Source organism: Natronincola peptidivorans (genome assembly GCF_900111615.1).
Lineage (GTDB): Bacteria > Bacillota > Clostridia > Peptostreptococcales > Natronincolaceae > Natronincola_A > Natronincola_A peptidivorans.
Genome location: NZ_FOHU01000007.1, coordinates 140,843 through 166,031, shown reverse-complemented (window position 1 = coordinate 166,031; position 25,189 = coordinate 140,843). Strand labels below are relative to the sequence as shown.

Genomic DNA, 25,189 nt, shown 5'->3' with positions numbered 1-25,189 from the left:
GTTATCGGACAGATGAGGCAAAGGCCGCGCGTCCTGCGCGGATTTTAGTAAGATGAGCTTTGGAGTTTTAATATTTAGTAAAGTGATAATAGTAAAATGACTATAAAGAATAATAAAATAGATTTTTGTGAGGAGTGATTATGTGATAAAAGTAAACAAGTTTAGACACATTGCGATTGTAGTTAATGATTATGAAAAGATGGTTGACTTCTATTCAAATACGCTAGGATTTGAAGTAATTAGAGAATTTGAAATAGCCAGTGAGGATTTTAGAAAAGGAGTAGGTATTTCTGATGCTAAGGCGAGAGGAGCACATTTAAGTATTCCGGGGAATGGTGTAGAAATTGAAATGTTTGAGTATAACCAAAAAGTAGATAGGATAAAGGAACTGTCAATTGCAGATTATCCAGGTTTCAGGCATATAGCCTTTTATGTGGAGAATTTAGAAGATACATATAGGGGTCTAAAGGAAACAGGTATTGAATTTTTTTCTGAGCCTATTATAGTGAAAGAACCACAGAGTGTTGCTGGTTTTAGATTTATATATTTTAAGGATCCAGAAGGGAATATTATTGAATTAAATCAATTACCAGACAATAAATTATGATTATGTATAAAGTGCAGTTGAAATGTAATTTTATAATTAGTTACAGGTAGGATTCAAGGATGCCACGTCCGTGTGGCATTCTGGTCTCTGGAGGCCTCATCCGTCCGATAACCATGTGTCTCCGCAAGGGTTGCCAGAAGCATTTGCGTTGGAGAAGGGCAGGCAACCACACTCCCTTCGCTAACTGAGTCGGGTCGATTTCACCAAGAACTTGTGAACAAGTTCTAAGACTCAATTCTTCCCTGTAAGCTCAGGGGTGTCGGAGACACGAGACGTTATGTGAAAGAATTTATTAAGATGGAGGAGTTGATTTAAAAATGTTTGAAAGAGAAATAAAAAAGCTAAATAATAATTATGATGCTATAAAGACTTTTATCAATCTTGTGGAACCTGTTTTAGAAGAAAAGCAAATAGAGAATTTTAAACGAGACAGAACAGATTTAGAATTGCTTAGATTAGTTTTTAGTACCTTTGAAATTGAGGATGAACTAAAAGTGTCAGAAGAAGATAAGGCAAAAATTGAAGATAACTTTGACGGTATATTTAGTATAGAGAAAACTGATGATGGTGCTAAAGTAAGTATTAGTGGAAATGGTGCAGATAGATTTGAAAAAGCATTAAAAAGAATGAGAGAACTAGATGAACAGAAACAAATGTTGTATAAGAGTTGCTTAATGAACATCATCAGCACGGTTGAGTGTTATTTAGCAGATTTATTAAAAGTATATTATAGTGAGTATTATGATGAAATTAAATCCACTTTACTAAAAGCAAATGACAAATTCTTTTCATATAATCAACTGACCTCGTTCTCAACTATTGATGATGCTAGAAATTATATCATTGATTCAAGAATAGAAAACTTAATCAGAGAAAGCTTTTTGGAATGGATAGCTTTTCTAAAACAAAGTTTAGGTTTAAATATGGGATATTTAAAAGATCTAGAGAGTGAAATGTATGAAGTATTTTTAAGAAGAAATATCTTTGTGCATAATAATGGAATTATAAACTCTGTATACTTAGCAAATGTTGATAAGAAGCTTCTAAGTGATACAGATAAAAAAAATATGCCAATATTTCTTGATAAAGATTATTTGATAAGATATATAGATGTGTTTGAATCAATGTTCATATTAATAGCATTAGAGTTATGGAAGAAAAGGAAGAATCATGATGAGTCAAGATATGGTTTTATTGCTGATCAAATATATAGAAATATGGATTTGAGAAGATGGGAACTTGTAAAAAGTTTTACCATTTTTTTAATGAAAGAAGGAAGTTGCCCAATAGTGCTAAAGAATATGGCTAAGATTAATTATTGGCTAGCACATAAAGAGTTAGACGATTTTGATAAAATAAAAAATGAAGTTGAAAAGGAAGATTTTAGTGCTTGTACAAAAGATTTCTTGTTATGTCAGAGTGCTTTATTAGATGATAAGGAAAAAACGTTTGTTCTGATGGATTTAGTTCTAAAAGCAGGAGAAGTAGCAGTTTGTGATTTAGAAGAATGGCCAGTTCTAGATATATATAGAGAAGATTGCAAGTATCAAGAAATTATAAGCAATTATAAAGAAGCTAATGAGTCAAATGAGTCAAATGAGTCAAATGAGTCAAATGATTAGAAAAATTCCAGTTTAATTCCTTCACATAACAAGCCATTCCCACAAGGGTGCAAGAAGCACGGTCAGGAAGCAAGTCTTTGTAGGCACCGTCACGGGGCGAGGTCAGGCACCACACCTTCTCACTGGGTGCAAGCACCGCCAAGGGGTCTTCCTATGGGGTCCAGTTCGAAAGCGTCGGGAATGGCAGAAACGTTATGTGACATTTCTGGCTAAAACCATATAAAACCATTTTCAAAATTTAGAGAGAAGAGAAGAGGAGATTAGATGAGTAGAGAGTTGGAATTAGAAGAGGTAGTTTTGATTGGGAGAACTTTTGAAGAATATGACAAGATGTTTGAATTAGCAGAGTTGAATTTGGTAGAAGAGAGGGTATTAGATGTTGCTTCTGGGGTATCTTCATTTGGAGCGGAGGCTAGGGAATATGGATATGATGTTATAAGTAGTGATAGAATATATCAATTTAGTCCCGCTGAAATTGAGAAAAAGTGTTCAAAGGATTTAGTGGAAGTAATGGATAAGTTGGAGGGGATTAAGGAACTGTACAAGTGGGATTTTTTCAATAGTATAGACCATTTGAAAAAACATAGAGAAAAAGCATATAAGACCTTTGTAAAAGAGTTTTCACAAAATAAAGGTGATAACTATAAATTTGTTGAGTATCCAAGTAGCAGTTTTAGAGATAAAGAGTTTAGTATATCTTTAGTATCTCATTTTTTATTCATGTATGATGAGCATTTAGACTATGATTTTCATAAAAGAACATTAGAGGAACTAATAAGGATTACCAGAAAAGAAATTAGAATATTTCCGCTAGTGAATTTAAAAGGGAAAAAATCAGATTTAGTTGAAAGAATTATGGAAGATGAAGATTTCAAAGAATTTAGCTTTAAAAAGCAAGGTGTAAATTATGAGTTTGTAAAAGGTGGAAATGAAATTTTGAAGATTAATTTATTGGAGAAGGAATAAATTCTGGGACAAATTAAGGTATATGGTATAGAAAAATATTTGAATCCAATAAAAAAAGATTTGTTAGATGTAATTCATTTATGTGTAGTTGAGGTATTTGAATATCCTGAAGATAAAAGGTTTCATAGATTTTTTCCAATGAAAGAAGAAGATTTTTATTTTCAATCGGATAGAAGTGAGAACTATACGATAATTGAAATAAGCATATTTGAAGGTAGAAAAAAGGAAACGAAGAAAAAATTGTTGAGATTATTATTTGAGAGAATAGAAAAAGAATTACATATAGCCCCTAAAGATATTGAAATAACTATCTTTGAAACTCCTGCATGTAATTGGGGAATAAGAGGAGTTACAGGAGATGAATTAACTTTAAATTATAAAGCAGATGTTTAAAGGATGCGACTCGAAATTCAAGGGCAAAAGCACGCCAGAAACAATCACATAATAGTGCATTTGCATAAAGGTGCTGGAAGTACGTGTCATAGGCAAGCTCAGCACCACACCTTTTCACTGGGAGCGAAGCTCCGCCAAGAAGTATTCCTTTAGGGTCCAACTCAAAGGCTTCGGCAATGCGCCCCGATAGGCTCTCGCTACGCTGGCATCGCGCAAAAGCGCGACATCGCCTATCAAGCAGGTTTGCAAAATGGCTAAGACGTACGAGCCAGCTCGCCCGCCAAAGCCACTTCGCAAACCCGCGGCCCCGTTATATACAATTGTCTATTCATTTCAGAGCTGTTTTCTTGGGTCTATATTATTTAATTGAGAGCTAATTAAGGCTTGTATTAATTAGTAAATCGGGTCACCTATATTTGAAAGTCTGGTTGGGTTTTTAACATCGTTAGTAATCGAAGTAACCTAAATTAGTAGAAATAATTACTGTTAGACATTTTACGTGTATCAATACATAATTTCAAGTATAGAAACATTCAGGAGGAGTAAGCAAATGATATCCACTACAACGGCAAAGCTTATAAATATTTTACCGGATAAATTTGTTACATATATATCTAAAAAAGTTGTTGATAAATATCTAAAAAAATATGCCAATATAACTATCGAGGGAAGTGAAAACTTAAAGGGAATAAAAACACCAACTATTTTTATATGTAATCATTTAAGCAATTCTGATGGATTAGTTTTAGACAAGGCTTTAAAAGAGATTAATCCAACTTTTATAGCAGGTGTAAAGCTGTCAAATAATGCTTTTACAAGTATAGGGGTTAATGTAATAAAGACTACAAATATAAAACCTAATACTGCTGATAAAGAAGGTCTTAAGAAAATTATTAAGCTTGTTAAGCAAGGGGAAAGTTTACTGATTTTCCCAGAAGGAACTAGAAGTAGAGTCGGTAGTTTGATTAAAGCAAAGAAAGGAATCTTTCTTATAGCAAAAATGACAGGTGCTCCTATTGTACCTATTGGATTATATGGGACAGAAAAATTGTTACCTATAAATAAGGAAGGAGATATGAGTGCGGAAACCTTTAATTATGCAGATGTTCATATCAACATTGGAAAACAATTTGAATTTCCCAAAAGAGCAAAAGAGCAAGATAAAAAACAATATGAAGATTTTGCCACAAAATATATAATGAAGAAAATAGCAGAATTATTACCTAAAAATTATAGAGGGGTTTATAAATAAGTAGACTGAAAACAGTCTAACTGATTAGGTTTCTAACATCGTTAACAATCGGAGTCACCTATATTAATGCCAAAGAAGCAACATTTGCTATATAATTATCTTGGTAGTATTTGGATAATAGAAAAAGTTGTTAGGGTGGGCCGTTGGAGCTGAATAGGCAACTATATATAACACTGTGTTTACGAGAGGTGCAGGGAGAATGTTTCAAGGATAAGGTCAGGCACCACATCCCTTCACCGGGAACGAAGTTTCGCCAAGGGGGAAGGTCAGGTAGGTCCGGCTCAGGGACGTCGCAAACCCGCGGCCCCGTTATGTGCCAGATGGTGCTGGGCATTATTCTAATACTAGGTATTAATAGAAGAGGAGGATTAGTATGGAGATAATTAATAGGGATGAGTTGATGATTTGCGGCTATGTAGTTGAAACATCGGTAGACAACTGCTCAACTGAATTAGGAAGATTATGGGACGATTATCGGAACAATAAATCTGACGAACTGTTGGAAGCAAAGTATAGATGCAAAGAAGGTTTATATGGATTAATGTGGTATACAGAGAATCATAGATACTGTTATTTGTTGGGAAGAGAAATAAAGTCTACAGGTGTTGAATTACCAAAGTCGAAAGCGATTAAAAAGATACCGCCAGCAAGATATGCTGTTTATACAGTGCCAAATAATATGAGTGTTTTTGACGCATGGACAGTATTTTTTGAAGAAGAGATACCAAAAGAAGGTTATGAGCCAAACGCTGAGATTGGATTGTACTTTGAGTACTATACAGATAAAGACAGCAATTCATGTCAATTATGGGCACCAATCAGATAAACAGGAATTTGCAAATTGGTTTTAGAGATATAAGGCAAAGTAAATTATAAGAGGTGAAACACATGAGAAAAACGCTTCGGGATGTGGCAAGTTATTTGAAGGAAATTATGGTGCCCGAAACGCAGGAAGCATATGCGATCAATCCTACATATACAAATGTTTCAGCTGAAGAGAGCATACGTGAGGGCGTTCTGGCCTTCAGAGCCTTTTTGGTTCGGCTTTACGATGTTTTATACACCAAAGGCGATGTCTATGATAATAGCAAAAAAGTTGCCCATGAATATGAAAACCGCACCACGCTTTCGGTGTATTATCCGTTCCTGCACAATGTAAGCACCATACTAATGAACATAGGTTATCATGGTATGCCAGTTGAAAACGCGCAATCTCTCGCCTGTGGAAATACAGTATTCAATGGAAAGCTGTCTGTTACCAAAAACCTTGAATGCCTTCGGTTTCTGGCGGATTGTGGTATTTGCATTGATGGTATAGATATAAATGAAAAAAAGCAAAACTTGTCAGACATCAAAACCATAAAGATTACATATCCAGATAACCCCACTATGCTGACAGGCCTGAAGGTCATGGCAATCGCCGAAATAGACCATGGCACCCTCGTCAACCAGGATGTTTTTTTGCGCTGTGATTACAGGGTATTGAAAAAGGATAAAACCGATGTGCTTTCCATCGTGCAGGATACGATAAAGCCTTTATCCGCAGATGTGCAGGATTTCATTTTGCAACTGCATCAGCGCTATCTGGATAAAGGACTTACCTGCGTTGTGGAAGTAAAAGGGTTTCATATCTATATGAAGTATGGTTATAAACGGAAAGATTTATGGGGAATTAACGCTTCCCTCAACAACGGCTATCATATCAATGTGAAATCGACAAAGACGCACGAATACACTGACACCGTCAAAACGTTTCCTCCAATTTTGCAGGAACTGATTGAAAAGGGATATGGCTGTGGCAGAAAAAGAGAAATCGGTCATTGTGATGGCGGTTGCCGTGGACTTCCCATATCGTTGGATGATTCTGTTTTAGATATACGAGATGACATTGAAACGTGGTTTGATCAAGAATTGTCATGCTTGCAAAAGAAATAAACATTATATTCATTGCGCCTTTCAAGCATAAGTACGACAAATTTAAATTTGCAGTTAAGATTATGAGTAATGTTCAGTTGAGTTATTTTGTATTCTTTATAAAATGAAACATTAAGAAATAAAAAAGGTGATGTGGATATAGTAGATTTGATGACACGAGACAGCAGATAACATAGTGTTTTCGCAGGGGTGCCGGGGGCAAGGTCAGTAACCTTAATCTTAGAGCATAGGGAAGCCCGTCAGGCACCACATCCCTTCACCGTGAGCGAAGCTCCAGCAAGACGGTCTACCTTTAGGTCCGGTTCAGGGACGTCGTAAAAACGGAAACGTTAGAGAACATGCCAATTTGGGAGAAACCTTTGAGGTCTTTATTAGAGATTAAGTATATTAGCAGAGCAGATGGATAATGAGATGTTCAATAATAATGGAGGGATCAATATGAGTTGCTATTTTGTAGCTCAAATTCAGATTAATGATAATGAAGAGTATGAAAAATATCTAAATAGTGTTGATGAAGTTTTTTCAAGATTTAATGGTAAGTATTTAGCTGTAGATAAAAGTCCTGAAATACTTGAAGGTAACTGGTCATATAACAGGATTATAATTATTCAATTTCAAGATGAAAAGGAATTAAAGCACTGGTATGAATCAACTGAGTATCAGAAAATATTAAAACACCGTTTGAAAGCCGCAACATGTGATACTATCTTAGTAAAAGGTCTCGATTGAAATAGTGCAATCTTAATCATTACATATAGATGAGCAATTTTGAGTTTAAATAAATAATACACACGTTACGGTTTCACCCATGAATAACTCCTACAGCTCACTTCGATAAAAAATCCTACAATCTGCAAACTCACTACGTTCAAACATACAGATTGCTTAACGAATTTCTCATCTGCATTCATTGGGAGTTATGGTCATGTTCTGCAAATGTACCCCTTAGCATTATTTATTTAATCATGGGGTTGTTTATCTATAATTTTTTAAAAAATATGAAAAATTTAAATTAAGGTTTAAGTCGCATCGTCTTTCCTATACGTCACAAAGAGCAATAAATAAGTGGAAGTAGAAATCTTTCAGTTAAAGGGACAGCATATAACAGAGGCTTAGCAGACATGGGACAGATAAAACATAGGGAAAGTCTGACATTGCTAAGCCTCAAAACGTTAGACGAAATACATTTAAACATGACATACTGTATTCAGGTTTTAACTGATATACTTAATTTAGAGATAACCTATGCTTTAATAACTAATTATTTCAAGAGTTTCTTTAGTTAAATAAGGATATATATGGAGGTTATAAAATGAGTTATATTAAACTTGATCAAAGTAATATCGAAAATGAACATATTTGTTGTGCAATTTCTGATAAAAAATGTTCAGATAGCTATGACCTAAAAAAAAGATGGTTAAAAAATGAATTTAATAATGGATATACTTTTCTACGATTAGATGAACGTGCAAAAGTATTTATAGAATATGGGCCTACTGAAAAAGCATGGATTCCAGTTGATGCTCCAAATTATATGAATATTGGTTGTTTTTGGGTTTCTGGTAAATATAAGAAAAAAGGACATGGTAAAGCATTGTTAGAAAAAGCAATTGCAGATGCTAAAGAACAAGGGAAGGATGGCTTAGTTACTGTTGTAGGAAAGAAAAAATATCATTTTATGAGTGATACTAAATGGTTACTTAAACAGGGTTTTGAGGTTTGTCAGGAAATTCCCTCTGGGTTCATTCTAATTTCTTTAAATTTCAACAAAAAAACTAATAAACCAAGGTTTAGTGCGACGGTAACTAGTGGAGAATGTCCTGAAAAAGATGGTTATGTAGTCTACTATTCTAATCGTTGTCCTTATGCTGAATATCATGTAAAAGTATCTCTTGCTGAAACAGTAGAAAAAAGAAATATTAAGCTAAAAACAATAAAACTCAAAACAATAGAAGAAGCCCAAACTGCTCCAACACCAGATACAATATTTAGTCTTTTTTATAATGGTAAATTCATTACAACAGATATTAGCGTTTGTATGGATAGTAGATTTGATAAGATTGTAGAAAAGTGCATAGATTAAACTAGAATAAACTATAGAAACATCAATGTACTTCGTCTAACAGCAAGGTTTACGGTTTTGTTCCTTCATCACTTCACCTAATTTCATCTGGTAATGATGTATATTATCATAAATTGAAAGATACATATCAAAATATTAATCGAGTAAAATTTGTGTTTGAACAATACAAGGCCTATAGTATTTATTTTTAGTGAAGTTTTTATATAAGGATTTATTAATCTTAGAAAAATGAAAATGAAGTTGAAAGGAGAAAAAACATGACAACATTATTTCCTAAACCAATTATGGAGCTGCCAGAGGCAGATATTCCAATTAAAGGTATTAAGGCCTATCTATCACAAGGAGAAAATCATCAGATTATATTTATGAAGTTTGCTGAGGATGTTGATTTAACAGAACATTCCCATGAAGAACAATGGGGAATAGTTCTTGAAGGCAAGATTGAATTAATAGTTGAGGGCATAAAAAATACATATTCAAAAGGAGATAGGTATTTTATTCCTAGCGGAGCAAAGCATTCAGGTAAAATATTTGCTGGATATGCAGATATGACATTTTTTAATCAAAAGGATAGGTACAAGACTAAAAGGTGATTTGATTTAAGTATGGTACATTTAGTGTAACTGAAAAGCACTTAAGGTGCAAAACAAGTAAGATAAAAGAGATTTAGTGGTAATAGAACAACATACAACAAAACATTTGAACAAGGGTACTAGAATAATATGTAAAGGGAAAGGTCAGGTGGATTTACTTCAGAGATGTTGTAAATGCCGAGCGTTAGCCGAAATGCTTTCAATGAATAATGTATAGCGGGGATTAAATGTAGCCTTTTTCCATCAAATATATAAAAAATGAAGGAGAAAATTAAAATGAAATGTGAAGCATGCGACAGTAAAATATCAGTAAACTATGGTAATGCATATACAGTTTTGTGCAAAAACTGTTCTGGTAAAGAAGTAGGTCTTAGTGAATTAAAAAAAGAAAAAATGGTAGATGATAAAATTGATAAAAGTTCAATAATGAAAGTCAATAAATGGGTTGAGTCTTTAGGGATTTTAAGCTCAATAATTGGTATTTTATTTATGATAGTTGGGTTAGGACAAGGTAATTTATCGAGTCTTCTAAGTGGAGTACTAATTGTTACCTTTGGGGTAGCAATATACGCATTTGGTAATATAATCCCATATATAGTATCGATAGAGACAAATATTAGAACCTTAAAAGATGAATTAGTGGGAAGAACCAAATTTCCCAAGGATGGACAAGATTTGTAAGAGAAGGGTACTAGTGTAGTTGCTAACGTAGAGCTTTTGAGGTGATCACATAACAACATGGTTATGGGAGGTGCTGGCGCTAGGCGAATTCTATAAGGTTAAGTGAGGGTATGGGGGTGCATTTTTTTATGAAATCTAAACTTATTGCATGTTTTGGTGATAGTATAACACAGGGGCAACCTGGAGTATCGTATCTTAAGTATTTAGATAAGAAAATATATCAGAATCATGGATTAGGTGGAGATACATTAACTGGAATGCTAAACCGAGTTAAAGAAAATATAAGTAAATCTGAATGCAATAATTATATTCTTCAAATTGGTACAAATGATGTTTTATTACCTCATTTGAAAGAATGCTCAAACGCATGGAAAAACAAGATTAAAGTAAAGAATAAAGCTCCTATAGTCGATTTATCTAGATACAGAGACGAGTATGAAAAACTCATCGAAGTATTACATACTAAACATATATCCATAATTAGCATTCCCTGTCTTGGAGAAAATCTAAACAGTGATTTAAATAAGAAGGTGGATGCGTATAATCTAGTAATAATGAATATATGCAACAATAAAGGCATTAGATATATTAATTTTAATTCTTGGCAAAAAAAGAGTATAAGAGAGAAAGAGAACCATTACTTTATTTCAGAAAATCCTAATGATGTGATATGGGATAGTCTATTAACCACATATCTTGGTCTATCAGGTTGGATAAGTAAAAAAAGAGATCTTGATATTACGGTTGATGGAGTTCATTTGAATTGCAAAGGAGCAATAGGTCTGGCAAAATTAATTATGAAGGAAAAGGAGTAGAATGAAATTTATACAAAAAGCACAAGGAGGTAACAAATGAGAAATAAATGGTTTTGTTATATTAAAATTGATGAAACAAATAATTTTGTTCAGACCTCTGGAATGGAATTTAAAAATTTTATAAATGGTATACTGACCAAACCCAAAAACATATTGATTCTTAAAGGCTCTCCTGCTGATTGTGCTTTTAGCACTGACTTATTTATGGAATACATAGCAAATGAGCATATGGAAAGCTTTCTAAAAGAAGATGTATATAGCTATGGAGATTTTTGTTGGGTAGATTTTGAGTATGAGGAGAGCATTAAAAAAGTTACTAAGCAAGAGCTTGCAGAGTTGCTATATGTAGGTCATAAAAAAATACCATTGTCAAAAATTGTATTTGATAGCTTAAGCAATAAATATATTTATTTATGTCATGATGATGACTATTGGGTTAAAGTGTACATGATAGATATAAAGGAGTATAAAAAAGTGATTGAACATAAAATTCTTACCGAGCTAAAGGGCAGAAAAAAACAAATAGCTGCTATTCCAGATGAGATTATGAGTACTTTATACGACTATTTTAAAAATGGTGCAGTTATTGATTTTGAGAATTCTTATAACAATGGAGTTAGAATATACCCGATTGGAGAAATGGAATGGGTTGAAAGTGTTCATACCAAACTGGACAAACAGAGAAACATGCCAAATAGTGGATTGTGTTTAGATTACAATCCAAGAGCAAAGAAGTGGAGAATATTTTAAACAAGCAAAAAAACATAGCCTTTGACTATGCATAATAATATAAAATCTTCACCTATCAAACAAAAAAGTATATGCTAAATTTTAATGGGAAAACTATGAAAAGCTAATTACTCTTGAGAGGTGTGACATGGAAAAAAACATTTGGAAAAATCCTGTTTTTACAGTATCAGCAGCAGTAATATTGTTTTTTGTTTTAGTAGGAGCGATTATGCCCAAAAGGTTTGGGGAGATAGCTTCTAGATTATTTGATTATACAACCATTAACTTCGGGTGGTTTTATTTATTTGCGGTATTCATACTGATTATTTTTTTAGTTGCCCTTGCACTAAGCAAATACGGTGCTATACGTCTAGGGGCACCAGAGGAGAGACCTGAGTTTACATTTTTCACTTGGATTGGTATGCTATTTTCTGCAGGCTTTGGTGTAGGGCTGGTGTTTTGGGGGATAGCTGAACCAATGAGTCACTTTTTTTCTCCACCCTTCGTTGCAGTAGAAGGTCAGACAAGAGAAGCTGCTAGGATTGCTATGGCATACTCATTTTTCCACTGGGGTGTTAGTCAATGGTCTGTTTTTGCAATTGTTGGTCTTGTCATTGGTTTTTTACAGTTTCGAAAGGAAAAAGACGGACTTGTTTCAACGGCATTGGAGCCCATTACAGGCAGCAGAATAATCGTGAAGAATATAATTGATTCACTTGCAGTCATTGCAACAGTCATGGGAATCGCAACCTCCCTTGGTCTTGGGGTGCTTCAAATGAGTGGTGGACTTAACATAGTGTTTGGCATAAACAATACTTTTGGAATCCAAATGCTTATAATTATTATTGTTTTAATTGCCTATATGCTGTCATCCACTACAGGCTTAGAGAAAGGGATTCGCTATTTAAGCAATTTAAACTTAGGGCTTGCATTAGGGTTGCTGTTATTTGTATTTACTGTTGGTCCTACTGTTTTTATTTTAGAAACCTTTACTTTGGCAATGGGGGATTATTTTACAAATTTCATTCAATATAGCTTGAGGATGCAGCCATATAAAGGCGGCACTTGGGTACGGGATTGGACAATTTTTTACTGGGCCTGGGCGATTGCTTGGTCACCGTTTGTTGGTGCTTTTGTAGCAAGGGTTTCTAGAGGTAGGACTATACGTGAATATATATTTGGGGTTATGATTATTCCTCCTGTTATTGCCTGTCTTTGGATTGCTACATTTGGAGGTACTGCGCTATGGAATGATTTAAATAGAGGAACGGATATAGCAGCAGCTGTAGATGCTGATCTAACATCAGCTCTTTTTAACACTTATAATTATTTACCCTTGACCAACTTTATTTCTATCATATCTATTCTGCTGATTCTGACTTTTTTAGTGACATCTGCTGACTCGGCGACATACATTTTATCAAGTATGACTTCCTTTGGCAGCCTGCATCCCCCCCAGTTTGCCAAATATGTATGGGGTGGTCTGATGTCAGCCATTGCAGCTGTACTGCTGTATGCTGGAGGACTTGAAGCACTACAGACTGCTTCCCTTGTAGCGGCATTACCATTTACGATAATACTGTTACTGCTAATGTTCGCAATTGCAAAGCTGCTTCAAAAAGAACCGCTGCCAATACGTGAGGCAGACTTGAGGCGTTTTCGACGTCTTGAGAAGGAAGCAAAGAAAAGAGATAAAAAATGATGAAAGAATCTATAACTTAGAAATCCATGCTTTAGAGGTTCTTCGTGGCAGCTTTTTTGTCAATAACACTATAGAAGCTATGGTGAGAATAGAACTTGACAAATAATGTAAATTTGAATAGAATGTAATATGGAAATGAAAAAAGACACTTTAAGTAGGAGTTTGTTTTATGATAGAGGTTGTTCTTAACTAGTAACTAAATATCGATATGCAAAAGATTTTAAAGCCTAGGATTCCATAGGTTGTTTGTTGTACCATTGTTTTTGCATGTCGTTACTAGATTGGGAACACTGGCTCAGCTTAAAGATATACAGACAATGCCGTGCTCTTTTGCACGGCTTTTTTTGTAGCTATTTACACGGGGTCTTGATGGATAGAATGATTTTATTATGTTAGGGTTATTTCTTTCGTTAGACTATGCTGTGGAAATGGGTTTTTATAATGCTTGCTTAAGGCTGTAGATGAATTTGTGTTCATCTGCGGCCTTTTTGTGTTATGTGCAAAGGAGGGAATTAATGCTGTATTTTAAATGAAGAATTTGAAGTTTAGCAGGTTAATATGAATAAATATTAGGAGGAAAGTGAAATGAACAAAAACCCAGAAGAAATACTGGAATTCCATAAAATTATAGAAACTTTAGGAAGTTATACCCTATCAGATATGGGTAGAAAGCTAGTGGAGAGGCTACAGCCTTCCATAGATATTGAAGTCATAGAACAGTGGATGCTGGAGACTACAGAAGCTAAAAAGATTGTTGAGAAAAGTGCCAGTATTCCCTTGCATAGCTTACAGGGAATAGAAGGGATTTTAGAAAAGCTAGGGAAAAACAACATTTTTCAACCCAAGGAATTAGAGAGTATACTAGAGCTCTTAATGGCAGGAAAAAGAGTGAAGAAATTTATGATGGATAAGTCCTCCATAGCCCCATTGGTGAGCTCCTATGCACTATCCATCTATGAAATAAAAGATATAACCGAAGAGATAGATCGCTGCATTCGAAATGGCAGAGTAGATGACAGGGCTAGTACTACCCTAGCTAAAACTAGAAAAAAGATTATTATTTTAGAGGAAAGATTAAAATCAAAGCTAGAATCAATCCTTAAATCTCCCCAATACGCACAGTATTTACAAGAGAACCTCATCAGTATGAGAAATGGTAGATATGTTATTCCTGTGAAAAGAGAATATAGAAAAAGCATTGATGGAGAAGTGCTTGATAGCTCCTCCACAGGTAGTACTGTATTTGTTGAGCCAAAAGAAGTAAAGAAATACTATAATGAATTGAGCCTCTTAAAAATAGAAGAAGAACAGGAAGAATATAAAATACTATCCTATTTAACCAGTATGGTAGAGTCCTATGAAAGAGAAATCAGAATTAATGTAGAAACCTTAGCCAACTATGACTTCCTATTTGCCAAGGGTAAGTACAGCTGTAGTATCAAGGGAAACTCAATCAACCTTAATCAAGAGGGTTATATTCATATAGAGTCTGCAAGACATCCACTATTAGGTCCTTCAGCAGTGCCATTGGACTTTATGGTAGGTAAAGGATATAAGGCATTGGTCATAACTGGACCCAATACCGGTGGGAAAACAGTGACAATAAAAACAATAGGGCTACTAACCTTGATGGCTCAATCTGGCCTTCATGTACCTGCCAAAGAAGAGAGTCAGCTGGCGGTTTTTGACAATATTTTAGTGGATATAGGGGATGGACAGAGTATCCAACAGTCACTGAGCACTTTTTCATCCCATATTGAAAACATTATTACAATTGTTGAGGAAGCCAATGAAAGAAGCTTAGTCATTATGGATGAATTGGGAGCAGGGACAGATCCTGCTGAGGGAACAGGCTTAGCCGCTGCTATATTAGAAACAGTATATAATAAAGGGGCAACGATTCTTGCTACAACCCATTACAGTGAAATAAAAAGCTTTGCAGAAAATCATAAGGGCTTTAAAAATGGTTGTATGGAATTTGATATTCACTCCCTTAAGCCTTTGTATAAATTACACATAGGAGAATCTGGAGAAAGCAACGCATTCCTTATTGCATTAAGGCTTGGATTGAATAAAGGGATCATTGAAAGGGCGCATGAAATCACCTATGGCTACCCAAAGGAATATGATGGGAGGATTTTTGAGAAAAATGTTGTTAAAGTTGCAACCTCTCCAGTATTAAAACCCCCTACAAACCCTAAAAAGAAGAATCCACCTAAAAAAGCAGAAAATAACCAGAGATTTAAACTGGGAGACTGTGTGTATGTTAGTAGCTTAGATGCAACTGGAATCGTATATGAAGAGGAAAACAGCAAGGGCGAAGTAGGAGTAATGGTAAAGAAGAAAAAGCTAAAGGTTAATAAAAAAAGATTAACACTTCATATCGATGGAAGACATTTGTACCCTGAGGATTATGATCTAGATATTGTTTTTGAGTCCAAGGACAACCGAAAGAAAAAGAAGCTTATAGGTCGGAAATTAATTAAAGGTGTGGCAATAGAGTACACAGATGAGTCATAGACAAAAAGAACGTACTGTTAGAAAGTTACCATAATAAAGGATGGCAAAGACACTTCAGAAAAAAATATACAAATCGACAAAACTAACCTTTTTTCAACAAAGGGGTTTTGTTGTTTTTGGTGAAATATAGTAATAAATGCGATTTATAAGTGATGTAATGCTAGTAGCTTAAAAGGTAAAGATATATAAGTAAATATTTACGACATAGTGTCTCAAAGGCTGCTATATTAGCAGAACAAGACGACATGGACGTTGGTAAAACAAAAAATAAGCTACAACGTGCTGGTGTGAGATGCAACCTATCGGGACTATGGGGTCAAAATCTCTGACAGGCCCTCACTACTCTCACATCGTGCAAAAGCGCGATAGCGCCTATCGGCGGGATTGCTAAATGACTAACACTTTTGAGCCAGCTCGCCCGCTGAAACCACTTAGCAAATCCTATGGAAAAGATGAGAAAACAAGAATATTACAATATAGATACATAGAATTTTTTTGCAAATTTTTGATAAGAGGGAGGTGAAAAAATGAAAGTATATGAATTAACACTAAAAGTATTTTTATTAAAGAGCATCCATAGAAAAGAAGCTTTGGAACGCGCAGGAGAAATCATAGACAAGTGCTTAACTACTACAGATAATTTTCGAAATTTTCACAATAGCAATACGTTTAAAAAATATACCTTTAATTCTCTATATAAGTTAGAGAGTGATGGCATTTACAAAGAAGGGAAAGTTTATTCTATAAAGATTAGGACTGTAGATGAGATGTTGGTAAAGTACTTTAAAAAAAATCTTGCTAATGAATGCACAGAATACATCAAAGGATTAACTGTGGAGTGTAAAATATTAAAAAAAGGATACATCAGTAAAATATATAGTATAACACCTGTTGTTATTAAGACAAATGAAGGTTACTGGAAAGGTCGATTATCATTAGAAGGATTTGAAAAGAGGTTAAGAGAAAATCTTATTAAAAAATATAACAATTATTTCGATATTAGAATGGATGAAGATTTCGAATTATTCCATAGGATTGAATTTAACAATCAAAAACCTATTGCTTCCTCCTATAAAAATATCAATCTTTTAGGGGACAAGCTGACATTATATATTGCTGAGAATGAAAACGCTCAAAATTTGGCATATATGGCATTGGGCATGGGAGTTGGAGAAGTTAATGGGCGTGGATATGGCTTTATGAATTATAAATCTTTTTAGTAGAGGAGGTGGAAAATTGTTATCTGATGTAATAGGAATTTTTGAAAAAAAATACAAGCAACAAGGAGACAAACTCATAATTGACGCATATATTCCTGATGATGGAGAATACATCATTATTGATCCAAAGCAAGATGGTTTTCAGATTCTAGATAAAGTATATATAAAGAAAGATAAAAAAATAAAAGAGGTGGATAGATCTAGTTCATATTTTGATTTCATTTGTAATGCCGACTATATGAGTCGATATTTAGAGTCTAATAAAGCCATAGGAGACAAGAATATACATAGTAATAATTATTTAACCTTTTTTGTAAAGAAAGAAAATGTTCATAATGGAAAAATTACGAATGAAATTATAGAAGAATACTATATTAAATTGAAAAATCCTCTTATAAAATACAAGACACCAAAGGCCAAAAAACTTTATATATCTCTTGAAAAGAAATTTGGAGAACCAGATGGAGCACAAATAGAAAAAATTGAAGCTTGGATTAAAGACAATATATTCAACCTAGTAGAACCTGAAAGCAAAGATAAATCATATCTAAAGATTTTTTTCAAATTTGATCTAGAGACCTATAAAAATGAAAGTGAACGATATATATTAGCCAATATCTATAACAGCAGCGAGTATAATGAAATGATCAATAGCAAAATCTATGGTTTACCTAATGACAATATGGGGTTAAATAGTAAAAAACCCTATTTAGAAAACAAAAGTAGAAAAACTACTATACCTTATTTGATTTCGGAGGAAGAAGTTTTAATTCAAAAAAAGTTTTTTGACTATTTAGCGAATCAAGTAGCAGTCAATAGACCCAATATTTACATACAAGAAAATAATATAGCGTCATATGAGAATGATAAAACACCAGATAAAGATTTTTGTGGTTATTATTTAAGATTAAAAAAGGGAAAAGAAGTTGAGATACATGATTTTGACACTATAGGTTGCTATAAAACTATAATTTCTCCACTAAGCCTTGAAAATGTCTTGCAACTCGAAAAATCAAAAATTCAGTATAATACAATTCATAAGTTATCGACACTAAAGAATGTAATTAATGAAGTTTTTTTTAGCAACTATCTAACAACCAATTTTTTTACAGACGCTAAGGATATAAAAATAAAAGATAATGCTTTAAAAAGGAATCTATTGTTGTCTAGAACCACTTTATTTTCTTGGTTTTACAAGGGCAATGATAACAATGCGTGGAAGATAATAAAGCAAAGTAGTCTAGATTTAATAAAAGGGTCCATAAATAAAGGATATTTGTTAAAGGCAGGCGACCAATTCAACTTAAGATGTGGACTAAAAAAATATTTTGAGGGGGGAGATAATATGGCTGATATTCTAGCAGATATTAAAAACAGATTAAGAACAAAAATTGCTAGTAAAGAGGGGACAGAAAGCATAACAAGTGATAGGGAGTATTATTTCGCAGTAGGACAACTAAGCAATTATTTCATCTCATTAAGTAAAACTAAAAGCAAAACACACTCTTTAGCAAATCCCATCATCAATGCAAAAAGTGATGACAAAATAAAAGAAGAACTGAAAAAACTTTATAAAAAATATAATTATACAATTAAAACTGCTTCTAATAGATTTAACAATTTATTTGCTATGGTCTCATCCTATATACCAGAGGGAAAGACTATGGAAGACTTGATCATAGCTGGATATTTACATAGCAACTTAATCTATGAAAAATCCAATAAGGAGGAAAGTGAAGATGAATAAAAGAGTGTATGGGATATTAGGAATTGTTTCTAAAATGAGTAATTGGAATGCAGACTTTACAGGATACCCCAAAACAACCTCTAATGGAGATGTGTTTGGCAGTGATAAAGCATTTAAGTATCCATTAAAAAAAATGTGGGAACAACAAGGAGAAAAGGTTGCATATATAAAATCCTTGAAACTATATGAAAATAAAAAAGGTGAGACTGAGCTTATACCAAGGTCTTTAAAGGAAAGATATGAATACATTTTTAGCGTAGAAGACTTAAAAAAGGATAAGGATAGCAAAACAGTTTTAACTAATTTGTTTAAAGCTATCGATGTAAAAAATTTTGGAGCTACCTTTGCTGAAGAGGGGAACAACATTTCTATAACAGGTGCAGTACAGATTGGACAAGGCTTCAATAAATATGCCGAAACTAATGCAGAAGAACAACAAATACTTTCCCCTTTTCGAGATGCATCAAAAAAAGAAGGAAAAGCCAATGAAGACCAAGACGAAGCCAAAGCATCTACACTTGGAACTAAGATCGTTAGTAATGAGGCTCATTATTTCTATCCTTTTACTATTAACCCAGCTACATATGATGAGTTTAAAGTATTGGGAGTAACTGATGGGTATACAGAAGAGGATTATAAAAAATTCAAAGAAGCTTCTCTTGTGGCTGCTACATCCTTTAGTACCAATGCTAAAATAGGTTGTGAAAATGAATTTGCTCTATTTGTAGAAACCCAAAGAGATTTATATCTTCCAGACTTATCTCAATATATAAGTTTTAAAAAAGGTGAAGAAAAAAACACAATATCATTACAATGTAATGAACTCCTAAATGAATTACAAGACAAGATTAGCAACATAGAAATTTACTACAATCCTTATACTACCATCGTTGAAGAGAAGATAAAAGGAGCTAAGAAATTCAATATTTTTACTAAAAAAGAGGTGTAAGGATGAAAGTTTTAAAATTTACTTTGAGTGGGAAGACGGCTTTTTTTAAAAAGCCTGATGTGAATACTTACTATTATTTTACTTATGGCAATATTCACAAAGTAGCTTTGATGGGTATACTAGGGGCTATCCTTGGATACAGTGGGTACAATCAGCAAAAGAATAACCAAAAAACATTGTTTCCTGAGTTTTATGAAAAGCTCAAAGCGACTAAGTTAGGTATAGTTCCTAGAAATAATAAGGGATATATCTCTAAAAAAGTCCAGATTTTTAACAATTCTGTGGGTTATGCTTCAAAAGAGCAGGGAGGTAACCTTATTATAAAAGAACAATGGTTAGAGGACCCCAAATGGGATATATATATTCTTATTGAAGGAGAAGTGGAAAATGAACTTGCAGATAAAGTTATGAAAAGAAAATTTAAATACATACCATATTTAGGAAAAAATGATCATATAGCTAATATTGTTGATTCGAAGATTATTGATAACATTGAGCCTATAGCAACTGCTAATAAGGTAGATAGCCTTTTCCTAAAAGATTGTTTTGAACTGCAACCCTTTGAAGATGATCCCTTTGACGTAAATATTGATTATACTCCTATCTATAAATATCAAGAAATGTTACCAGTAACACTAGAAGAAACCACCAATAAGTATGAAGTAAAACCCTTCATATACACGAATTCGCCCTTGGAACCTATCAAAAATTCATTAGTCTATAAATGTGATAATAACATAATATTTTTCTTTTAAAAGCAGGAGGGGCAACCCTCCTATTATTCAATCCTAAGGAGGAAATAATGTACTTTAATGGTGTAGAGAAATTTGAATTAGATATATTGATTAAGAATAATGGAAAAATACATGCCCATATAATGGAAAACAGAAAAGAAACCTTAAAGGAGCATGTTGAATTAGCTGTTGAATATCTGCATAAAATTATTGAGATAAAGCAACTTAATTCAACTTTATTGAATCTTGAAGAAAGTATATGTAAAAAAATGAGCACCAAAGGAAGATTACTATATAGAGAGATGCTATTCAATACAATATATATGCATGATCTAGGGAAAATAAATTGTAATTTTCAATATAATAGGATGGGAAATAGAGCATTTAAAGGAGACGAAGGGCTAAGGTTTAATAATTCTAATCACTCGATGCTGTCCTCAATTATATATTTAAACCACTATTTTAAAAAGATTGGAGGACAAGAAGATAAGGAAGATAGAAACATATTGGCTATAGCTATGCTGTTAAATGCTTACGCTATATCAAAACACCATGGAAGCTTTGATAGCTTTAGTGAGTTTAAAAATAAAGTGATAGAAGAAGATGGAGAAGGACATAGATTATATACAGAAGAGTTACCTATGTTTGATAAAATCTATCAAGAACCTATAATATTTAATGAGAATAGAAGTCTACTAGACAGAATTTTTACTAATGTTGAAAATAGTTTAAATAGTAAAGAAAAGGAAAAACAAGGAGCCTCTATATATTTTTATATATACCAAAGATTGGTAACTTCTTTACTACTGGCCTGTGATTATTATGCTACATCTCATTTTAAAAACCAAAGAGAAATTAAGAGTTTTGGTGGAATTCAAGATATAGATAGCTTATATCAGGTTTATAAAAATACAGAAATATACAAAAACATACGGGAATATGAAAAAGAAAGTTATGGTAGAGTAAATGGTTTTGATAATATACAGAACATCAATATATTGAGAAATGAGTTATTTCTTGAAGCTGAAGAAAATTTGCATAATCATATAAAAAACAATATCTTCTATCTGGAAGCTCCTACAGGAAGTGGCAAAAGCAATGTTGGGTTCAACTTGAGTTTTAAGTTGATGGAGAATCTTCGAAAGCTGAATAAAATTATCTATGTATATCCGTTCAATACGCTTATTGAGCAAAATATGAATACACTAAAGAAAATTTTTGGACATAATAGTGTGATAAAAGATATTGCAATTATCAACTCTGTAGTGCCCATCAAAACAAAAAACAAGACAGAATATGAAGACAGTGACGTTATGAAGGATGATTATGAAATATCTCTTTTGGATAGACAGTTTCTACACTATCCTATGGTTTTGACTACTCATGTTAGTATATTTAATTATTTATTTGGAACCTCAAAAGATAATTTATTTCCATTATATCAACTGGCTAATAGTATTATTATTTTAGATGAAATACAAAGCTATAAAAATAGCATTTGGAAAGAAATTATAACATTTCTTAAATATTATTCAGAAGCCTTAAACATAAAATTTATAATCATGTCGGCTACACTCCCAAATTTAAACAAACTTATAGATGAAGAAACTGAAACCATTAATTTGATTAAAAACAGAGATAAGTACTTTAGCAATCCAATATTTAGAAATAGAGTAAAATTAGATTTTTCATTATTAGAGATTCAAGAAAATATTATGGAGGTGCTTCTAAAACATGTAACGGAAACTAGCAAAAAAACAAATGGTAATGTATTGGTTGAATTTATAACAAAGAAAAGCGCAATGAAGTTTTTTAAAAAATTGAAAGATCAGAATGAACTATTAGAACATCTGGACAAAAAAGAAATAGAACTTATTACAGGTGATGATAACAGTATAGATAGAAATGTCATTATAGAAAAAGTTAAGCATAGTAAAAACATTATTTTAGTGGCCACACAAGTGATAGAAGCGGGAGTAGATATAGATATGGATGTGGGCTATAAAGATATATCTATGTTGGATTCTGAGGAACAATTTTTAGGTAGAATAAATAGATCCTGTATGAAGGAGGATTGCATAGTATATTTTTTTAACTTAGATGATGCAGCAAAAATTTATAAAAATGATATTAGGAAAGAAAAAAGCATTAGTTTAACTACTGAGAGAATAAGGGATATATTAATTAATAAAAACTTTGGAATCTATTATGAGGGTGTATTACAAAAACTTGAGAAAGAAGCAAATAAATTAAATGATAATAATTTTTATAAGTTTATCAATGAAAACATAAAAGGGTTAAACTTCAAAAAAATCGAGGAAAAAATGAGGCTGATAGATGAGCATTACCAGCATAGTGTGTTTCTAAGTAGAAAGATTACATTAGAAAATAACAAAACTTTGGATGGTGCAGCGGTTTGGAGGGAGTATATCAGCCTATTAAAAAACAATGATTTAGACTATGCAGAGAAAAAAATTAAGCTATCTAGAGTAATCGCAAATCTCAATCACTTTATATATAAGGTGCAAAAAAAAGATTTTACTTACGAGGAGAGTATAGGAGATATATATTATATTGCTGATGGAGAAAGATACTTTGTAGATGGAAAATTTGATCGGGAAAATTTTAATAAGGGTATTGGTGATTTTATATAGGAGGGATGTATGAAAGTAAATGGCACGTTGATGAATTATTTTTTTCATTGTGAGAGGCAGTGTTGGTTACATGGGAATAGAATTAATCTAGAGGACAATAGTGAGGATGTAAAGATCGGGAAAGCTATCCATGAAATAAAAAAAGAAAAAAGCAAATCCACCGAGATAAGTATTGACAATATCAAGGTAGATAGGCTTACTAAAGATTACCTGATAGAAGTAAAAAAATCAGATGCTGATATACAAGCTACTAAATGGCAAACATTATTATATCTAAAGGTATTGAGAGATAAAGGTATAGTAAAAAAAGGTAAACTAGAGTTTATTGAAAAGAACAAAAGTAAAAAGACTATCATTGTAGAATTAGATGATGAAAAATTAGTGAAGCTTGAAAAAATAACAAAAAGTATTGAAAAGCTATTGCTTGAGGAAAAAGCTCCTAGAGAGCTTAATGAGCCAAAATGCAAAAAGTGTTCATATTTTGAATATTGTTATATATAGGAGGAGACTATGGGAAGTACAAGATATATAACATCTATGGGGGAATTAACTAGAAAAGATAACTCTTTATGCTTCAGAAAGGATAATAAAAATGTCTACATACCAGTTGAAAACACAAGAGAAATATATTGTATGTCAGAGATAAGCATTAACAGTAAGCTGTTAGATTTTATCTCGAAAAATAATATTGTAATCCACTTTTTTAATTATTATGAGGGTTACAGTGGTACTTTCTATCCAAGACAACAGTACAATAGCGGAAAAATTCTCATAAAACAAGTAGAAGCTTATAATACTAAAAGATTGATCATAGCCAAGAGTATTGTGAATGCTACAGGAGATAACATATATGAGGTTCTATATCATTATTACAAACACAATAAAAAAGAGGTAAAAGATACAATTGATTGGATTAGAAAAGATATGCAAGCAAACTTAAGAAAAGCTGAGAATATCCAGCAGATTATGCAGGTAGAGGGAGAGCTATGGCAAAGGTTTTATGCAAAATTCAAGTATATACTCTTAGAAGACTTTATAATGAATAAAAGAGTGAAAAGACCTCCAGATAATCCTATAAATGCTTTAATTTCCTTTGGTAACACATTATTATATGCAAAAACAATAACGGCTATATATAATACTCATTTAGATCAAAGAATTAGCTTTTTACATGTACCGTCTGAGAGAAGATTTTCTCTTAGCTTAGATATAAGTGAAGCTTTTAAACCTGTACTAGTCTTTAAAACTATATTTGATCTAGTAAACAATAGAAAAGTACAGGCGGACAAGCATTTTGATAAAAAAGTTAACTATTGCTTATTAAATGAAGAAGGAAGAAAAATATTTATCACTGCTTTTGAAGAAAGATTAGAGAGTGTATTCCTACATCAGAAACTAAAAAGAAAGGTTAGCTATAAAACAGCCATAAAGTTAGATTGCTATAAGCTTATTAAATTTATATTAGAAGATATAGAATTTAAACCTTTTGATATAAAGGAGAAAATGTAGATGAAAAAAAATTACAACTACAATTATGCTTTCCTTTTTTATGATGTAAATGTTAAGAGGTGTAATAAAGTGTTTAAAGTGTGCAAAAAATATTTATCTCACTTTCAAAAATCAGTTTTCAGGGGTGAAATAACGCCATCGAAGTTGATGCTACTGAAAAAAGATCTTAATAAAATAATAGACGAATATGAGGATTTTGTATGCATTATAAAATTGATGAACAACAATATATATGGAGAAGAAATATTAGGAAATAAGCAAAATGATACAGGAGAAGATCTTATATTGTAAGGTTTTAAAAGAATCTGAAGAAAAATATTTTTACCAGGCTATTCTCTAAAAAATTATCATAGAATCTAATGTTTTCAAGTATTAGAAGTGTATTTATATTAAACTTATATTTCATCCAAATTGACTTGGTATAAAATCTGTTATATTGTTGATTTAGGCTTGTGATATTCGATAATATAAAGAATAA

At 32.6% G+C, this 25,189-nt stretch carries 23 protein-coding genes; all 23 read left to right on the top strand.

Annotated elements, in window-relative coordinates; genetic code table 11:
* Positions 1-142: 142 nt before the first annotated feature.
* The 23 genes from BMX10_RS09755 (at position 143) to cas2 (ending at position 25,002) form a co-directional block, all read left to right on the top strand.
* The gene (locus BMX10_RS09755; protein WP_090443562.1) at positions 143-607 is read left to right on the top strand and encodes a VOC family protein; all 465 of its coding nucleotides are present in this window, start codon (positions 143-145) and stop codon (positions 605-607) included.
* A 317-nt stretch (positions 608-924) separates the two neighbouring features.
* Complete coding sequence (locus BMX10_RS09750) at positions 925-2,229, top strand: hypothetical protein (protein WP_090443122.1); 1,305 nt, start codon at positions 925-927, stop codon at positions 2,227-2,229.
* Positions 2,230-2,493: 264 nt separating this feature from the next.
* Positions 2,494-3,195, top strand: coding sequence for a hypothetical protein (locus tag BMX10_RS09745; protein WP_090443119.1), 702 nt, complete (start codon positions 2,494-2,496; stop codon positions 3,193-3,195).
* Between the two features lie 39 nt (positions 3,196-3,234).
* Positions 3,235-3,588: a tautomerase family protein gene (locus BMX10_RS09740; RefSeq protein WP_244272688.1), complete on the top strand. Its 354-nt coding sequence runs from the start codon at positions 3,235-3,237 to the stop codon at positions 3,586-3,588.
* 550 nt (positions 3,589-4,138) lie between these two features.
* Positions 4,139-4,840: a lysophospholipid acyltransferase family protein gene (locus BMX10_RS09735; protein WP_090443109.1), complete on the top strand. Its 702-nt coding sequence runs from the start codon at positions 4,139-4,141 to the stop codon at positions 4,838-4,840.
* Between the two features lie 373 nt (positions 4,841-5,213).
* Positions 5,214-5,666, top strand: a complete 453-nt coding sequence (locus BMX10_RS09730; protein WP_090443106.1) for a GyrI-like domain-containing protein — start codon at positions 5,214-5,216, stop codon at positions 5,664-5,666.
* 62 nt (positions 5,667-5,728) lie between these two features.
* Positions 5,729-6,775, top strand: coding sequence for a hypothetical protein (locus BMX10_RS09725; RefSeq protein ID WP_090443103.1), 1,047 nt, complete (start codon positions 5,729-5,731; stop codon positions 6,773-6,775).
* A gap of 438 nt (positions 6,776-7,213) precedes the next feature.
* Entirely contained in the window at positions 7,214-7,504 is a 291-nt protein-coding gene (locus BMX10_RS09720) for a DUF1330 domain-containing protein (RefSeq protein WP_170834766.1), read from the top strand.
* A 583-nt stretch (positions 7,505-8,087) separates the two neighbouring features.
* The gene (locus tag BMX10_RS09715; RefSeq protein WP_090443097.1) at positions 8,088-8,858 is read left to right on the top strand and encodes a GNAT family N-acetyltransferase; all 771 of its coding nucleotides are present in this window, start codon (positions 8,088-8,090) and stop codon (positions 8,856-8,858) included.
* A gap of 257 nt (positions 8,859-9,115) precedes the next feature.
* Positions 9,116-9,451: a cupin domain-containing protein gene (locus BMX10_RS09710; protein WP_090443094.1), complete on the top strand. Its 336-nt coding sequence runs from the start codon at positions 9,116-9,118 to the stop codon at positions 9,449-9,451.
* A 276-nt stretch (positions 9,452-9,727) separates the two neighbouring features.
* Positions 9,728-10,132 (top strand): hypothetical protein, encoded by a 405-nt coding sequence (locus BMX10_RS09705; RefSeq protein ID WP_090443091.1) that lies wholly within the window; start codon positions 9,728-9,730, stop codon positions 10,130-10,132.
* A 128-nt stretch (positions 10,133-10,260) separates the two neighbouring features.
* Positions 10,261-10,947, top strand: coding sequence for an SGNH/GDSL hydrolase family protein (locus BMX10_RS09700; protein ID WP_170834765.1), 687 nt, complete (start codon positions 10,261-10,263; stop codon positions 10,945-10,947).
* Between the two features lie 36 nt (positions 10,948-10,983).
* Positions 10,984-11,697 (top strand): hypothetical protein, encoded by a 714-nt coding sequence (locus BMX10_RS09695; protein WP_090443085.1) that lies wholly within the window; start codon positions 10,984-10,986, stop codon positions 11,695-11,697.
* A 127-nt stretch (positions 11,698-11,824) separates the two neighbouring features.
* Positions 11,825-13,378 carry a BCCT family transporter gene (locus tag BMX10_RS09690; RefSeq protein ID WP_090443081.1) on the top strand — a complete coding sequence of 518 codons (1,554 nt, stop codon included), beginning with the start codon at positions 11,825-11,827 and terminating at the stop codon, positions 13,376-13,378.
* 585 nt (positions 13,379-13,963) lie between these two features.
* The gene (locus BMX10_RS09685) at positions 13,964-15,898 is read left to right on the top strand and encodes an endonuclease MutS2 (protein WP_090443077.1); all 1,935 of its coding nucleotides are present in this window, start codon (positions 13,964-13,966) and stop codon (positions 15,896-15,898) included.
* A 527-nt stretch (positions 15,899-16,425) separates the two neighbouring features.
* On the top strand, positions 16,426-17,118 hold the full coding sequence (gene cas6, locus BMX10_RS09680; protein ID WP_090443074.1) for a CRISPR-associated endoribonuclease Cas6: 693 nt from the start codon (positions 16,426-16,428) through the stop codon (positions 17,116-17,118).
* 16 nt (positions 17,119-17,134) lie between these two features.
* A complete protein-coding gene (cas8b, locus tag BMX10_RS09675) occupies positions 17,135-18,865 on the top strand; it encodes a type I-B CRISPR-associated protein Cas8b/Csh1 (protein ID WP_090443071.1) in 1,731 nt (576 codons plus the stop codon).
* Positions 18,858-19,814 carry a type I CRISPR-associated protein Cas7 gene (locus BMX10_RS09670; protein ID WP_090443068.1) on the top strand — a complete coding sequence of 319 codons (957 nt, stop codon included), beginning with the start codon at positions 18,858-18,860 and terminating at the stop codon, positions 19,812-19,814. Before cas8b ends, BMX10_RS09670 begins: the two co-directional genes overlap by 8 nt.
* Positions 19,815-19,816: 2 nt before the next feature.
* Entirely contained in the window at positions 19,817-20,569 is a 753-nt protein-coding gene (cas5b, locus tag BMX10_RS09665; protein ID WP_090443065.1) for a type I-B CRISPR-associated protein Cas5b, read from the top strand.
* 47 nt (positions 20,570-20,616) lie between these two features.
* Positions 20,617-23,202, top strand: coding sequence for a CRISPR-associated helicase/endonuclease Cas3 (locus BMX10_RS09660; RefSeq protein WP_090443061.1), 2,586 nt, complete (start codon positions 20,617-20,619; stop codon positions 23,200-23,202).
* Positions 23,203-23,211: 9 nt separating this feature from the next.
* A complete protein-coding gene (gene cas4 / locus BMX10_RS09655; RefSeq protein ID WP_090443058.1) occupies positions 23,212-23,703 on the top strand; it encodes a CRISPR-associated protein Cas4 in 492 nt (163 codons plus the stop codon).
* Between the two features lie 9 nt (positions 23,704-23,712).
* A complete protein-coding gene (gene cas1b / locus BMX10_RS09650; protein ID WP_090443055.1) occupies positions 23,713-24,711 on the top strand; it encodes a type I-B CRISPR-associated endonuclease Cas1b in 999 nt (332 codons plus the stop codon).
* Positions 24,712-25,002, top strand: coding sequence for a CRISPR-associated endonuclease Cas2 (gene cas2 / locus BMX10_RS09645; protein ID WP_090443052.1), 291 nt, complete (start codon positions 24,712-24,714; stop codon positions 25,000-25,002).
* The last annotated feature ends 187 nt before the right edge of the window (positions 25,003-25,189 follow it).